The sequence below is a fragment of the Halomonas rhizosphaerae genome (genome assembly GCF_030012485.1).
Classification (GTDB): Bacteria; Pseudomonadota; Gammaproteobacteria; order Pseudomonadales; family Halomonadaceae; genus Halomonas; species Halomonas rhizosphaerae.
Genome location: NZ_JASCQQ010000024.1, coordinates 12,570 through 27,751 on the forward strand (window position 1 = coordinate 12,570; position 15,182 = coordinate 27,751).

A 15,182-nucleotide genomic window follows, 5' to 3' on the forward strand; every position below is an offset into this window, starting at 1 on the left:
CGGAACAGGGAAGGTGTGGCGCTAGAGTGCGTTGCCGCAGGCCACGCCGGAGGCCCAGGCCCACTGGAAGTTGTGGCCGCCAAGCTCGCCGGTGACGTCGAGCACCTCGCCGATGAAGCGCAGTTGGGGCAGTGCCGGGACGGCGAAGGTCTTCGACGAGACGGCCCGAGTATCCACACCCCCCATCGTCACCTCGGCGGTTCGCCAGCCCTCCGTGCCGGCAGGCTTGACCTGCCAGGCCTGCAGGGCCTCGGCCCAGGCCTGAAAGCGGTCATTGCCGTACTCGGCGAGCCCCCCGTCGTCGTCATGCCATTCGACCAGCGCCTGCGCCAGGCGCTTGGGCAGACGCTCCCCCAGCCAGGTGGAAAGTCGCCGCCTGGGCGTCTCGCGCCGGGCGCGGCAGAGCGCCTCGAAGGCATCGACGCCCGGCAGCAGGTCGATGGAGAGAGTGTCCCCGGGCTGCCAGACACTGGAGATCTGCAGCATGGCAGGCCCCGAGAGCCCGCGATGGGTGAAGAGCATCGGCTCGCGGTAGGTCTTCCCGCGGCAGGTCGCCGCCACCTCGCAGCTGACCCCGGCCAGTGCCTCGGCCCGCGCCTTCCATTGCGAGGTCAGGGTGAAGGGCACCAGGGCGGCCCGGGTCTCGGTGACCGCCAGCCCGAACTGGCGGGCGATGTCATGGCCGAAGCCGCTGGCCCCCATGGTGGGGATCGACAGTCCCCCCGTCGCCACCACCAGGGCCCCACAGTCGATGGGCCCCAGCGAGGTCGCCAGCCGCATGCCCTCACCGCGCCGCTCTATGCCCTCGACGGCGGTCTTGAGACGCAGCTCCACCCCCGCCCAGTCGCACTCGGTGAGCAACACGCGCAGGATCTCCTTCGAGGAGTCGGCGCAGAACAGCTGCCCCGGGGTCTTTTCCACGTACTCCACGCCGTGGCGCTCCACCAGCTCGACGAAGTGCTCGGGGCGGTAGCGCTTGAGCGCCGAGATACAGAAGGCGGGATTCTCCGAGGAGAAGTTCGCCGGCCCCGAGGCCAGGTGGGTGAAGTTGCAGCGCCCCCCGCCGGACATCAGGATCTTCTTGCCCGCCTTGTTGGCATGGTCGACCACCAGCACCCGCCGTCCGGCGTAGCCGGCGGTGAGTGCACACATCAGCCCGGCGGCACCGGCACCGATCAACACGACATCGGGTTGGAGGGGCATGTGGCGTCACCATCGCTATCGACAACAGGGCTGGCGATTTTAACAGAGTGGTGCGCCCCGCGATCGGCAACCCCCACATTCAAGTATGAGAAATCCCATGTGACAAGAAATAGTCATTTAGCCCATGCCCGGAAGAAACAAAAAAACACTATTTTAAAAATTAAAACTACACTCAGACACAAAACGGCAATCATCAGGCGCACCAAGCACATAACGTTATAAAACGAGTGGAATGTAACGCCAAAGACATCCGCGTCACCGGCGGAATGGGGAACACAGGGGATCTTCGTCATGCAGGCTCATGACTATGTTCTGGTTGTGGTACGTAATCTTCAGAAATCTCATGAAAGCGACTACCATCGCGCCCTACGTCAACAGGGTTACCATGTCGAGTTAGTCAGCGCGGGAGAGGACCCGATTCCGGTCATGACGGCCCGGCCGCCCATTGCGGCCTGCTACCAGTTCGATTATCCCGACCTGCAGGGACTGGCGGATCTGCGCCTGGCCAAGCAGCGGGTTGCCTCGGTCCCGCTGCTGATGGTGACCCAGGCCCACTCGGAGAGCCTGGCCGTCTGGGCCTTCCGCAGCCGGGTGTGGGACTATTTCGTGCAACCCGTGGACCTCGCCAGGTTCCTGGAGGTCATGAAGACGCTCTACCAGCTGAGGGTTCCCCGGCATAGCGCCAAGGAATCCCGGCAGGCCATGGAGGTCCACAACCAGATTCCCGCCGAGGCGCGAATCCGCTTCCCGGCGCCCGGCGACCAGGAGGCGCGCCTCGACCTGGCCATCACCTTCATCGAACAGCACCTGCACAGGAAGATCGCCCAGGCCGAGGTGGCGGAGCGCTGTGGCCTGAGCGCCTTCCAGCTCAGCCGGCTGTTCAGGAAGCTCACCGGCAGCACCTTCCAGGACTATCTCCTCAGGCGCCGCATCACCGAGGCGCAGCGCCTGCTAGCCAACCCCAGGGTATCGGTCACCGATGTCTGCTTCAGTGTGGGCTTCCGCGACCTCTCCTACTTCACGCGTACCTTCCAGAAGCATGTCGGCCAGACCCCGACGGCCTATCGCCAAGCGCTGACCGTCAAGTATGGCAAGCTCGTGCCCGTCGCCGGGGGCGACTCGGCATGCGGCAAGTTGAAGGGGCACACCGATGGGCACCTGGCCATGATGCAACACCATGCCCCCTGCCTGGCACGATGACGAGCACCCGGCAGCCCCCATCAGCCTCTTTCTCGAGGCGCTTCCTGGATGACCCTTGACCTCGGGCTTTCCCCGCGTGGAACGCCCACAAGAGAAGAGATGTATTGCCTCGACAAAACGTTGACACCCATTTTCGATAAGACAAACAAAAAGGGCGCTGGCTGCAAGGCAGTAGCCAACGCCAAGGGGGCTCGGGCCGTCTAGTCCACCAGAACGGGTATTCGCGCCAGGATGCCGAAGTTCTCGCCCCCCGTCTGGCCCTTGGGTTCGTGATAGTCGCAGCTCGGCAGGAAGTAGATGCTCATCTTCCGCCAGTCGGCCGGCGCACCATCCTGACTCTGCAGCGAGAAGTGATCGACGAAGTCATCCCAGCGCACCTGGCCATCGGTACTCGCGTTCTCCCAGTTACCGGGCCATTCGACGCCTTCCATATCCGACTCCAGGCCCATTCGCTCGGGAGCAAACTCGTCGATCTTGTTCTCCTGGGCGTTGCTGACGGCCCACACGATATGCACCGTCACGGTTCCCACCAATCGGTTACTCGGTGCCACACCATCCTCGCAGTCTATAACCGGCAGGGTCAGGGACCAGGTCGTTTCCCGGTTGGTCTCATCGACCCAGCGGTCATAGAATGCCTGAAATGCGGTCTGGACCTGGCCGTTGTTGGTGGCGATGTCATCGCCGTAGTACATCTCGTTTTCGTTGCCATCGCCCTCTACCAGGTTCCGCAACTCGTCAGCATTGGTGGCCCCATTCTGGTCGTGCTCGAAGTTGGTCCAGCCACCGGTCTGGTCACCATCGGGAATGAAGCGGCCCATGTGGCAGGAGAAGTTGCCATCAGGATCCTGGAGCGCCTGCTTGCATATCGCGATTGGCTGATCCACGTCCTCGGGGCGTAGCGTGCCGGTAAAGCCGATATAGGCCACCGAGCGTGCCATTACGTCATAGCCCTCGAAGCCCAGCACCCGGCCGAAGAAGGCCTCCACCTGGGTCTGCTGCCGGGCCGTGACCACCTCCACCGCATTGATAAAGGGCTCGAAGGGATCGTACTGATCGAGCTCTGCGGTCGACTTCTCGGACAGATTGACCGGCGTCAGGGAGTCGTTGGGCGTAAAGGTGCGGTTGGCGAAGCTCCAGTGGCCGCGCAGTGCACTGATCACCTCCGCCGAGTCGCTCTGGCTGTTATTGGCCTGGGCCGCATCCGTGGCGATCTGGTTGGCGCCCGGATTCACCGAACTGCCTTCCTCGGTATAGAGAAACCTGGCCCCGGCCAGGGAGCCGGCATCGGCGGCGTTGTGCAGCTCGTTTCGCGCCACGAAGAGATTGCCCCCGTCGACCGACAGGGCCGTGAAGGCCAGCAACATGAAGAGCGCCAGGGTGACCAGCACGATGGAAACACCGCCCTGCCGGGCGGGGGCTCCATGACGCCAGCCGGCGCGTCGAGAGGAGTGAGTTTTCATGGCTATTCCGCTCGCATGGTGGTGGTGGCAGAGAGTTCCAGGATCCCACCCAGGGTACCGACGAAGCCGGGCAACAGCAGGAACTGATAGGGGTAATCGACGGTGACGATCACGTCGCTGCCAGGCGGCATAGTGGGATCGGAGCGCGTGATGCTGATCGCCATCTCCGCCGGCCCCCCCAGGGAGATCAGGTACTGCTCGGCATAGTCACGGATCGCCTCTTCGATGGCGGCGTCCTCGGCGGCCACATCCCGAGGGTCAGGCCGAAAGAGGATCCCTTTCCTCGCCCCTTCGCGGCTGGCGTTGGTCAAGGTCGCCTTGTCGTACAAGGCGACACTGAACTCGATGATGCCGAACAGCAGAAGGAACAGCAGTGTCGCCGAGATGGCGAACTCGACGGTTTCGCTCCCCTGCTGTCTGCGCAGCGATGCCCGCTGCCATTTCTGACCTTTCATGATCCGCTCCTCCGCAACCTGGCGATCCGTGCTTGCCACTCATGCCATCATTCGAGTCGATCAGCGCCGTTGCGCCGCAACAGGCTGTCGAGGTTGCGGGCATTCTCACTGGCGGTAACGTAGTAGGCCGGAGACAGGCGCATGGCTTCCTGGAAGAAGCCCATGGCGTCCATGTAGCGCCCCTCGAGCATCGAGATATAGCCGATATCGTTGTAGGCCTTAGCGCGATCGCCGTTGCGGGCCACGGCCTCGATGGCCGTCTCATGATCGCCTTGCCGGGCATAGACCAGTCCCAGGTTACGCCAGGCTAACTCGTAGTTGGGGTTGGCGCTGACCGCCCGACGCAGCGACTGGCGCGCCCCCGCCCAGTCGCCACCGAGGTAGCGCGAGTAGCCCAGGTTGTTGAGCACCAGCGGCGTGCCGGGGGCCACGTCCAGCGCCTTCTCGAAGTGGGATTGGGCCAGGCCATGTTCGCCGCTCATGTCGGCGATCACTCCCAGGGCGTTGTACGCCTGCCAGGGGGCCTTGCCCCGTGTGACCAGGGGTTCGAGATGCTGCCGAGCCCCTTCAAAGTCGCGCTGTTCGAGCAGGGCGATCCCCAGGGCGGTTCCCGCCCCCGCATGGTCGGCATCGATCTCCAGTGCCCAGCGATAGGCCTTCTCGGCCAGGTCGTGGTTGCCCCGGCCATGGTGGATGATGCCGACACGGTAGAGCGGATTGGCCTGGGGACGCTTCTCCATGCGCAGCCCGCGCAGATACTCGAACAGCGCCCGGTCCGGGTCGCCGGCGCGCAGGGCGGCATTGCCGTTGCGGTAGGCCTCCTCCGGCGAGGCGACCGGGAAGGCCGTGCCGTACTCGACCGAGGAGCCGCCGTTCCCCAGCGACGCATAGGGGTCCGAGCCGGCCTGCTGCTGGGCGGTGCTGGCACAGCCCCCCAGCAGCAAGGCCAGGGCCACACAAGCGATAAGAAGTTGCTGTTTGGGTGTCATGACATGTTCTCCCCGAATGCAGGTTATCGTCGTTATTGAGGTGTACCGGCTCAACGACCGGCCAGGGCCGCCATTGCCCCCAACAGTGGGGGTCCGAGGGCGACCACGAAGAAACTGGGAAAGACGCAGAAGATCAGCGGAAAGAGCATCTTGGTGCTGACCTTGGCGGCCTTCTCCTCGGCCTCCTGGGTGCGCTTGTCGCGCAGCTCCACGGCGTAGATGCGCAGGGTCATGGCGATGCTGGTGCCGAAGCGCATGCTCTGCAGCAGGGTGGTGACCAGGCCGCGAATGTCATCCACGCCGGTGCGCTCCTCCAGGTCGCGCAGGGCGGCCTTGTTGTCCATGCCGGCCCGGGTCTGCAGGCCGAACATGTGCAGCTCCTCGGCCAGTTCCGGATGGCTCACCTCCAGGTCGCGGGCCACCCGTTGGATGGCTGCCCCCAGGCCCAGCCCCGCTTCGCTGCACACCACCAGCAGGTCGAGCGCATCCGGTAGCCCACGACGCAGCAACAGGCTACGGCGCTTGATAGTCCGCTCCAGCCAGAAGCGCGGCAGCAGGTAGCCGGCGATGGCGGCGGACACCACCAGCATGATGCTGACGGCGGGCTCCAGGCGCACGAAGGGCACCACCAGGATCAGCAGCAGCAGCGGCGGCACCACCGTGCACAGCAAGCGCACGCCGAAGAACAGGTTGACTGCACCGGGGGAGCGCTTGCCGGCACGGCGCAGGTCCCGGGCGATGCGGCTCCTCGCCTCCTCCTCGGTGGGGACCAGGCGCTCGCCCATGGGCCCCAGCCACTGGCCCAGCCCCGACGCCGCGTCGGGGGTGCCCGTGGCGGCGTTGGCCTCCAGGTGGCGCAGGCGTCGGCGCAGCGGGTCGGAGATCCCCATCACCACCAGCATCACAGCAATCATCAGCGCGAAGATCGCCAGGCCGAGCATGGCGGCAAAGCCCAGCTGCACCGCCTGGGGGTCGTCGAGCAAGTCACTGAACGGCCCCAGCCCTACCATCAAGCTTTCCATGTCGCGCCCTCCTCAGACCTCGATGCGCACGATCTTGCGCATCCATAGAATCCCGATGACGACCATCACGAAGGCCCCCACCACCAGCTGCCGCCCGATCGGGTCCTGGGTCAGCATGGGAATGAAATTCGGCGAGACCAGGGTCAACACGCCGGCCAGAACGAAGGGCAGCAGCGAGAGGATCCAGGCGGCCATCCGCCCCTGGGCCGAGAGGGTGCGCACCTTGCGGTGGAAGCGGAAGCGGTCGCGCACCACGGCGGCCAGGCCGTCGAGCAATTCGGCGAGGTTGCCGCCGGTCTCCTTCTGGATCAGCACCGAGGTGACGAAGATCATCACCGTCACGCTCTGCACCCGCCGCAGCAGGCCAAGCATGGCGCCTCTCACGTCACCGCCGTAGTTGATCTCCATGAAGGTGGTGCGAAACTCGCCGGCGATGGGCTCGGCCATCTCCTCGGCCACCAGGTGCATGGCATCGCTGAAGGGGTGCCCGGCACGCAGTGCCCGGGCCATGACGATCAGGGCATCCGGCAGTTGCTCCTCGAAGCTGGCCAGGCGCCGGCTACGGGCCCGGGTCAGGCTCAGGAAAGGCCAGGCTGCCACGCCCAGGCCCAACAATACGCCCAGCAACGGCTGGGGCAGCAGGAAGAACCCCGCCACCCCGGCAATCCCTCCCAGACAGACCGAATAGAGCACCACCCGGTAGGCCGGCGTCTCGCGGCCGGCCTGCTCGACCAGTTGCTGAACGCGCTCCATGCCGGGCAGGGCTTCCAGCGCCCGCTCCAGGGGTGACAACTTGCGCAGGTACTTGCGCCGCACCAGGGAGATCTCACCGCGCTCCCCCTCGGCGGAGATTGCCCGCAGGCGCTTCTTGAGCCGCTTCTGGGCCTGGCGGTTCTCGCCGAAGGCCGGCACCAGGAAGCTCTGCACCAGCAGGAAGGCGGCGATGAAGACCATGCCGATGACTATCGTCCGGTCGGAGAGTTGGATGTCCAGCCCGATCAGATCCATGATCGCTGCCCTCCGCTGTTCTGGAAGATCCCCAGGCCCGGGTCGAGCCCGCGGCGCTTGAGGTGGTCGTGGAAGCCGGGCACCACCCCGGTGGCCAGGTAGCGGCCGACCACCTTGCCCTCGGCATCGACGCCCTCCCGCTCGAAGCGGAAGATCTCCGACATGGTGATGATCTCGCCCTCCTGGCCGTTGACCTCCTGCACGCTGACCAGGCGGCGCACGCCGTCCTCCTGGCGCTCGATCTGCACCACCACGTCGATGGCCGAGGCGATCTGCGAGCGCAGCGCCTGGGGAGGTAGCTGGTAGCCGCTCATGGCCACCATGTTCTCGATCCGCGTCAGCGCATCGCGGGGGGTGTTGGCGTGGATGGTGGTCAGTGAGCCGTCGTGGCCGGTGTTCATGGCCTGCAGCATGTCGAAGGCCTCGCCGCCGCGCACTTCGCCCACCACGATGCGGTCGGGACGCATGCGCAGGCTGTTGCGCACCAGGTCGCGCTGGCTCACCTCGCCCTTGCCCTCGATGTTGGGTGGCCGGGTCTCCAGGCGCCCTACATGGGGCTGCTGCAACTGCAACTCCGCCGAGTCTTCGATGGTGACGATGCGCTCATCGTGGGGAATGAAGCCCGAAAGCACGTTGAGCAGGGTGGTCTTGCCGGCGCCGGTACCGCCGGAGACCAGCACGTTGAGCCGCGCCTTGACCACCTTCTCCATGAGCCGGGCTATCTCCAACGAGAGGCTGCCGTACTCGACCAGGCTATCGGCGTCCAGGCGTTCCACCGCAAAGCGACGGATCGACAGCATGGGGCCGTCGATGGAGAGAGGCGGAATCACCGCATTGACCCGCGAGCCGTCCTTGAGCCGTGCATCCACCATGGGCGAGGACTCGTCGATGCGGCGCCCGACGCTGGAGACGATGCGGTCGATGATGGTCATCAGGTGAGCGTCGCTGTCGAAGCGCAGCTCGGTCTGCTCCAGCTTGCCCCGCCGCTCCACATAGATGGGTGTGGTGCCGTTGACAAGGATGTCCGACACCGTCCCGTCGGCCAGCAGCGTCTCAAGCGGCCCGAGCCCCAGCACCTCGTCCTGCAGCTCGGTGACGATGCGCTGGCGCATCGCAGCATTGAAGGGCAGCGTTTCCTTACTCATCAGCGACTCGCAGACCTGCTGCACCTGCGACCGTGCCTCGCGCTCCTCCAGGGTGCTGAGCAGGGTCAAATCCATCACCTTGACCAGCTGGCGGAACAGCCGCTGCTTGTACTCCTGTTCGGCCTGGGATAGCCGCCCGGGCCCACGCCCCCCCCAACTCGAACGTGGCTCGGGGTCTCCGGTGGGGGTCATGCGTTCACGCAGATTCATCGCCTCTCTCCTTGTTGTTCTGCCTTGCTCTTGCGCGGTCCTCCCCCTGGGGGGTGTATGCGTCGATCAATGCCTCCCAGCGATCAGTGCCTGCCCGGCAGGGCCCAGCCAAGCAGCGAGCGCTTCCTGGGCGGGCCGGCGCTGGACGGCGGCGCATCCAGTGCCTCGACCAGCGCCTTGAGCTGGCGGGTCAGCGGCGACTTGGGGGCAATCTCGCGCAGCGGGCTGCCCACATTGATGCTATGGCAGGCCTGCTTGAAGTCGTTGGGCAGGGTGCGCAGCACCAGCCCCGGCAGGGCATCGCCGATGGCCTCAAGGTCGATGTCGCTGCGCTTGTCGTAGCGGTTGACCACCACGCTGACCCGGGATGGCAGGAGGCCGAGCTCATGGATCAGGATGTCGCGCAGGCGCTGGGCATCGTGCAGATCCGCCATGCCCTGCTGCAGTACCACCAGCACCTGGTCGGCCCGCTCCAGCACACAGGCGATGGCACCGTTGATCCAACGCGGCAGGTCGACGACCACCTCGTCATTGGCTTGGGCGAGCACCTGTAGCAACTGCTCGACACGGCCTTCCGGCACTTCACCGAGGCTCAGGTGGTCCCCCGGGGAGGAGGCCAGCAACCCCAACCCGCTGTCGTGGCGCCGCAGGTAGGCCTCGAGCGCCAGGGTGTCCAGGCTGTCGGCCGACTCCAGCGCCCGCACCAGGCCATGGTCCGGCACCAGGTTGAAATAGAGCGGCAGCGAGCCGAACTGCACGTCCATGTCCAACAGCACCGTGCTGCGCCCCTTCCTCGCCAAGCGGTGGGCCAGGTTGGCCGCCACCAGGCTGGCCCCCGAACCACCCTTGGCGTTGATCACCGCGGTGGTACGTGCCACCCGGGCGGAGTCCTGCCGCCGATCGCGGGCCAGCTCGCGCAGGAACTGCAGGATCTCGCCATCGTCAATGGGCGGGGAGAAGAAGTCCCGGGCGCCGGCGCGCATGGCCAGGCGAATCAACTCCACGTTGCCCTTGGGCCCCACCACCAACAGCGGTGGGCGTTCGCTGGTCGGCCGCTCACACAGCGCCGTCAGTTCGGCCTCCCAGAGATCGCCGACCAGTAGTATCAGGGCGTCGGGCAGGGGCGAGACGCCCTCCAGGGGGTCGACGGTCCCGTTGACCATCAGCCGGGAACTCACCTGGATGTCCCCCTGGCTGCAGAGCAGCGACTCCAGGGCCTTCAGTTCCTCCCTGGTCCTTCCCGCCAGCAGTATTTCGAGCCGTTTACGCATTACATCACCTGCTTGTCATCGAAAGTCCTGATCATCGAAAGTCCTGTTCATCGACAGGCACGCCATCAGGGCATCGAGCTGCTCGGCGCCTGACCATCACCGCGGGCCGGCTGGCGATAGCCGTGCATGGCCTCCGACGCCTTGTCACCCTGCAGCGGCGGCACCTCGTCGCCGGGCTCATAGGTCTGGACCGCCTTGGTATGGCGCACGCTGTCGCCGAAGGGCGGCAGGTCGGCGCCCGGCCGGGGAGCCACGCAGCCGGCCAGTAGCAGGGCAGTGACGAGGGCCAGCAGCCAACGGCCAAGGGGTAGCCCGGTCGGCGATTCCCTCCGGGCAGGCAGGGGATGGAAATCAGGGCGGTATAGATGTGGACGGAACATGGTGCGCTCTCCCGAGTGGTTGCAGCGAAGGCGGTAAGCCATCAGAGGTCGTGGCCGAACTGGCCTTCGGTTCCGCCCTCCGAGCGGTTCGACATCAGCTCCAGGTCGAAGCTGGTGGGACGCGGCCGGTGGTTGCCGCGCTCCTCGAGAGACTGGAAGCTGCCCAGCAAGTAGAACTCCAGGTCGCTGGGCGGCACGAAGGAGCCGGTGGGCAGGCGCACCTGTTCGGGCGCGAAGGAGCGCGCCAGGCGCGGGGTGACGAAGATCACCAGCTCGGTCTGCTCCTTGATGAACTCCTGGCTGCGGAACAGCGCCCCCAGCACCGGCACCTCGCCCAGGCCCGGCAGCTTGGAGACGTTCTCGCGCAGGGTCTCGTTGAGCATGCCGGCGATGGCGATGGTCTGGCCGGTGGCCAACTCCACGGTGGAGCTGGCGCTGCGCTTGGCCAGCGCCGGCACGAAGAACTGGGTACTGACCCCGCTACCCACGCCGACCTGCAGGCTGTTGGCCGGCACCAGGTCAGAGACCGAGACGTCCACCTTGAGGTTGATGGTGCCGGAGTCGAGTACCACCGGCAGGAAGCCCAGCCCCACACCGAACTCCTTGTGCTCGATGGCCACCTGGCCGTCCCCCTGGGGCACGGGAATGGGGAACTCGCCACCGGCCAGGAACTGCGCCGGCTGACCGGTCAGGGTAGTGAGGTTGGGCTCGGCGAGGATCTTGGCCACACCCTCGCGGCTGGCCGCATCCAGCACCAGGTTGAGCAGGTAGTCGCTGCGCTGGTAGCTGGCGAAAATGCCGGTATCCTCGATGGTGGCGGTAGCGGGCGAGAACTCGGACACCACCGGGCCGATGGGTGTGCCGCCGCCGAACACCGGAATCCGGGCACTCCCCAGGCCATCCCCCCCCTCGAACACGGCATCCGGGAAGCTGGCCCCGCCGCTGACGCCGCCGATGCGCAGTGCCGAGGAGCCGACGTTGAAGACGTTGAAGTTGGCTTCCAGACGCTTGACCAGCGAGCGCGACACCTCCGCCACCTTGACGTCGAGCATCACCTGTTGGGCGCCCCCCACCTGCATCAGGTTGAGCACCCCCCCTTCGCCACCGGCATAGCGATTGGCCAGGCGCAGCGCGGTTTCCAGCCGCTCGGCGCTGGAGACCTCACCGCTGAGCACGATGCCCTCCTGGGCCGAGCGCACCTGGATATTCTCCCCGGGCAGCAGGTCATGCAGGTTGCTCTTGAGGGTCTCCAGGTCGTGAGTCACAGTGACGTTGAGGGTACCCTCGACGCTTTCCGAGCGGTCCCAGAGCACCACATTGGTGGTGCCGGTGGACTTGCCCAGCACATAGATCTGGCGCGAGCCCATCACCACGATATCGGCGATCTCGGGGTTGCCCACCGAAACCACCCCGACCGGCCGGGGAAACTGCAGCACCTGCGCCTTGTTGATGGCCACGGCCACCGCTACCGTCCTGCCCTCCTGAGGCATGGAGACGTTGCGTTCGTTGGTCTGGGCCGAGAGCTGCGACGCCCACCCCGCTGCCAGCAGTGCCAGGAACGCCAGCGCCAGCCATTTCACCCATTCGCCTTGCGTGATCATGTCGACTCTCCCCGTGTTGCCTGTTCTTCTTGCTGTGTTTTTTATGCCGTTCTTGTTGCGGTTTTTGCGGTGATCGATCCCGTCGTGTCGGTCGATCCTGTGTTTCAGTTACGAACGCTGACCATGCTGCTCTGGGTGCCGCGGATCACCTGCACCTGGCGCCTGACCGGTGTCCGGGTGGCGGCGCGTGGTGCAGGCGATGCCGACGCCACTGCCTTGGGTTCCTCGACATTGAGCTGCGCACGCTGGGCCGCCATGAGATCCGATGGCTCTTCCTTCTCCAGGGGGTTGCGCAGGGTGAGCTGCACCTTGCCCTCCTGGGTGGCCTTGACCAGGGTCTCGGCCTCCCGGGTCGCCACCTCCAGGGTCACCGCCCGCACGATCACCGGGCCGTCGCGCTCCTGGCTGGCGATCTGGTCCACCGCCAGCACCTTGAGGTTATGCAACACCGTCTTCGACTCGACGTCGTTGCCGCTGCCGTTGCGCTTGGTAGAGAGCACATCGACCCGGTTGCCCGGCAGCAGGAAACCGGCCACGCCCACCACGTCGTCGACCCGTACGCTCATGGCGCGCTTGCCGGGGTCGAGCAGCGCCGCCAGGGCGCTGCCGCCCAGGTGCTCGGAGACCCGGCCCTCCAGCACGACCTCGCCGGGGTAGATGACCTGGTTGCTGACCCGCCCCACCACGCTCTCGACATCGTTGAAGCTGCTGGGCGGCACCACGTCCCGAGGCATGGTCACCACCTTGAGGTCGGAGGCCTGCACGGTGGTGCCGAAGGGCACCTGCAGGGCGGCCACCACTACCTCGGTAGCATCGGCGAGGGCCTCGTTCTCACCGCCCTGCTCCTGCATCCAGTTCATGGCCACCACGGCGGCCCCCAGCGCCATCATCAGCGAGAGCGCGAACATAGCGAAGATCCCCTTACGTTTCATTGTGCATTCCTCCGGTTGGCGGTGACGTCTTTATTCGATTCTCTCGAAGTTTCGGAGAAGTCGCCGAAGTAGGTCTGCCAGGCCCAGGCGAGGGTCTCGCGATCCGGGGCCTCGCCGCCCCGATAGGCGAGCTGGTCTCCGGCGAGGCTCAGCAGGTCGCGGGGGTGACAGGCGAGCAGCGGCACGCCGTAGCGACCGTGCAACTCGTCGATCACGAACTCGCCGAGGGCCGGCTCGAAGGGCAGGTCTTGGGCCCCGCACTGCTGCTGCCAGATGGCCAGGTAGGCAGCGCGCGACAGCGGTGAAAAGCGGATCTTGTAGCCGATGCGGCGCAGGAAGGCGGCATCGGCCAGGGTGAGCGGGTCCAGGTTGGTGGAGAACACCAGGGCCACGTCGAAGGGCACGCTGAAGTGGTAGCCGTTGGAGAGCGCCAGGAAGTCGCGACGCTCCTCCAGGGGCACGATCCAGCGGTTGAAGAGTTCGGTGGGGGTCATGCGCTGGCGCCCCAGGTCGTCGATCACCAGCATGCCGTTGTTGGCCAGCAGCTGGACCGGCGCCTGGTGGATATGGGTTGCCACGTCGTACTGGATCTCCAGGCGCTCCATGGTCAGCTCGCCACCGGAGATCACGCAGGGCCGGTGGCAGCGCACATAGCGAGGGTCGTGGCCCTGGCCGAGATAGAGCTGCGAGGCGGGTGTCGCCTCGGGGTCGTCCAGCGCCTGGTGCACGGCGGGGTCATAGCAGCGCACCGCCTTGCCGCCGACCAGGATGGCGTGGGGAATCAGTACCTCGCCCTCCAGCAGTCGCACCAGGCGGCGGGCGATATAGCTCTTGCCGGTGCCCGCCTCGCCATGGATGAACATGGCGCGCCCGGAGTGCAGCCCGGGGCCCAGCTGGTCGAGCAGTGCCGGGTCGATCACCGTATCGGCGAAGGCGGCCATTACCGTCTCGCGGCGAATGGCCACGTCGCTGAGCGCCTGGCTACGCACCCGGGCGCTGTAGGCCTCCAGGGTGACCGGTGCCTTGCCGCTGTAGCCATCGCGGTTGAGCGCTTCCAGTGCCGAGGCGCGGCCGCGGTCGGTCAGCCCGAAGCGCAGCACGCCGCCGCTGCCCTGGCCGCGCACCTCCACCCGCCCCTCGTCGCGCAGGAAGCGGCAGATCTCCTCCACCACGCTGCCGGCCAGTGCCGTGCCGCGGCTCAGCTGGTGAAGATCCAGCACGCCCTGCTCGAAGAGCTGCTTGACCAGCAGGTCGCCGAGATAGAGCACCGAAAGCCCAGTCTCCGCCACGCTGCCGGGGCGCGGGGCATCGAGGGCCGCCTGCTGCCCACCGTGACTGGGCTCGCCGGTTCCGGGCTGAGTGGCATCCATCGGCATGGCGGGGGACTCCTTGGGTTTCAGTCAGTACATTTTCTTACACTAAGTAACATCGTAGTCGAGAAATCGGGTCATGCTCGTACTAGAGTCGTACTAGACGAAGGGCCATGGCCAGGTCATCCAGGCGGTGGTGCCGATGGCGATCGACACCGCAAAGGGAAACTTGCGGCCCATTACTTCTCCTACTACCGGCGGGATATAGAGCGGCCTCCCGGTCGTGACCAGGGTCCTGAACATCAATGAATAGCGACTCCAGGGCGAGATGGCCCGGGGTTGAAACAGTGAGCTGGCGACAAAGCCCAGGGCGATCACCCCACCCACCAGGATGCTGGCCAGTGCCGCCTGGAAGACGCCAAAAGGCCCCAGAAAGGTGCCCACCGCGGCCATCAGCTTGACGTCACCGGCACCGGTAACGCCAAGCAGATAGCCCGGCAGCAAGATGGCCAGTCCCACCAGCAATCCCGTGATGGCGGCCAGGACACCGCTCGGGCCTGCCAGCACTCCCTGCAGCAGGATTCCCATAACGGCCCCGGCCATTACAAGACGATTGGGGATGCGCCGTTGATACAGATCCCATGCCGCCGCACTCCAAATCAGCAGCAGTACCAAGCCTAAGAGCAGGAAAGGTTCAGCGCGCATAGAGGATGCTCTACCATGAAAATTTGGATGGAAAGGACGCCGAGCGAGCTCGGCGTCCTTGATCTTCGCCCTATCAGGGAGTACCACCTAACGCCGTCAAAAGGCTATTCAAATGCGTCTGCACCTGAGTACCAATACCGGTAAATACCGCAGCCCCGACAGCAACGATCAACCCGGCCACGAGTGCCCATTCCACCACCTCGGTCCCTTCTTCTTCCTTCCAGAAACGCTCGATACCCTGCATCAGCTTGTTCATTACAGTTCTCCCATGGATTGCGTAATTGAACCCGT

15 protein-coding genes are annotated in these 15,182 nt (G+C 65.7%); 1 reads left to right on the top strand and 14 read right to left on the bottom strand.

The window, feature by feature from the left end; all coding sequences use genetic code 11:
* Positions 1–21: 21 nt before the first annotated feature.
* Entirely contained in the window at positions 22–1,203 is a 1,182-nt protein-coding gene (locus tag QLQ86_RS10045) for a BaiN/RdsA family NAD(P)/FAD-dependent oxidoreductase (RefSeq protein ID WP_282816803.1), read from the bottom strand.
* Between the two features lie 426 nt (positions 1,204–1,629).
* Here QLQ86_RS10045 and QLQ86_RS10050 point away from each other — a divergent pair, with 426 nt between their 5' ends.
* A complete protein-coding gene (locus QLQ86_RS10050; protein ID WP_282816804.1) occupies positions 1,630–2,403 on the top strand; it encodes a helix-turn-helix transcriptional regulator in 774 nt (257 codons plus the stop codon).
* A 200-nt stretch (positions 2,404–2,603) separates the two neighbouring features.
* Here QLQ86_RS10050 and QLQ86_RS10055 read toward each other — a convergent pair whose 3' ends face one another.
* The 13 genes from QLQ86_RS10055 to QLQ86_RS10115 all read right to left on the bottom strand — a co-directional run bounded on the left by QLQ86_RS10055 (position 2,604) and on the right by QLQ86_RS10115 (position 15,147).
* A complete protein-coding gene (locus QLQ86_RS10055) occupies positions 2,604–3,863 on the bottom strand; it encodes a pilus assembly protein TadG-related protein (RefSeq protein WP_282816805.1) in 1,260 nt (419 codons plus the stop codon).
* Positions 3,864–3,865: 2 nt separating this feature from the next.
* Complete coding sequence (locus QLQ86_RS10060) at positions 3,866–4,318, bottom strand: TadE family protein (protein ID WP_282816806.1); 453 nt, start codon at positions 4,316–4,318, stop codon at positions 3,866–3,868.
* 47 nt (positions 4,319–4,365) lie between these two features.
* Positions 4,366–5,307 (bottom strand): tetratricopeptide repeat protein, encoded by a 942-nt coding sequence (locus tag QLQ86_RS10065; protein ID WP_282816807.1) that lies wholly within the window; start codon positions 5,305–5,307, stop codon positions 4,366–4,368.
* A gap of 50 nt (positions 5,308–5,357) precedes the next feature.
* Positions 5,358–6,329, bottom strand: coding sequence for a type II secretion system F family protein (locus QLQ86_RS10070; RefSeq protein WP_282816808.1), 972 nt, complete (start codon positions 6,327–6,329; stop codon positions 5,358–5,360).
* Positions 6,330–6,341: 12 nt separating this feature from the next.
* Entirely contained in the window at positions 6,342–7,337 is a 996-nt protein-coding gene (locus QLQ86_RS10075; RefSeq protein ID WP_282816809.1) for a type II secretion system F family protein, read from the bottom strand.
* Positions 7,328–8,692, bottom strand: a complete 1,365-nt coding sequence (locus QLQ86_RS10080; protein ID WP_282816810.1) for a CpaF family protein — start codon at positions 8,690–8,692, stop codon at positions 7,328–7,330. Before QLQ86_RS10080 ends, QLQ86_RS10075 begins: the two co-directional genes overlap by 10 nt.
* Positions 8,693–8,775: 83 nt before the next feature.
* On the bottom strand, positions 8,776–9,963 hold the full coding sequence (locus QLQ86_RS10085) for an AAA family ATPase (protein WP_282816811.1): 1,188 nt from the start codon (positions 9,961–9,963) through the stop codon (positions 8,776–8,778).
* 65 nt (positions 9,964–10,028) lie between these two features.
* Entirely contained in the window at positions 10,029–10,343 is a 315-nt protein-coding gene (locus tag QLQ86_RS10090; RefSeq protein WP_282816812.1) for a hypothetical protein, read from the bottom strand.
* A gap of 41 nt (positions 10,344–10,384) precedes the next feature.
* On the bottom strand, positions 10,385–11,944 hold the full coding sequence (locus tag QLQ86_RS10095; RefSeq protein WP_282816813.1) for a type II and III secretion system protein family protein: 1,560 nt from the start codon (positions 11,942–11,944) through the stop codon (positions 10,385–10,387).
* A gap of 104 nt (positions 11,945–12,048) precedes the next feature.
* Positions 12,049–12,876 carry a Flp pilus assembly protein CpaB gene (gene cpaB, locus QLQ86_RS10100; protein WP_282816814.1) on the bottom strand — a complete coding sequence of 276 codons (828 nt, stop codon included), beginning with the start codon at positions 12,874–12,876 and terminating at the stop codon, positions 12,049–12,051.
* Positions 12,873–14,252, bottom strand: coding sequence for an AAA family ATPase (locus QLQ86_RS10105; RefSeq protein WP_282816815.1), 1,380 nt, complete (start codon positions 14,250–14,252; stop codon positions 12,873–12,875). Before QLQ86_RS10105 ends, cpaB begins: the two co-directional genes overlap by 4 nt.
* 93 nt (positions 14,253–14,345) lie before the next feature.
* Complete coding sequence (locus QLQ86_RS10110) at positions 14,346–14,891, bottom strand: A24 family peptidase (protein WP_282816816.1); 546 nt, start codon at positions 14,889–14,891, stop codon at positions 14,346–14,348.
* 73 nt (positions 14,892–14,964) lie between these two features.
* The gene (locus QLQ86_RS10115) at positions 14,965–15,147 is read right to left on the bottom strand and encodes a Flp family type IVb pilin (protein WP_282816817.1); all 183 of its coding nucleotides are present in this window, start codon (positions 15,145–15,147) and stop codon (positions 14,965–14,967) included.
* Positions 15,148–15,182: the final 35 nt, after the last annotated feature.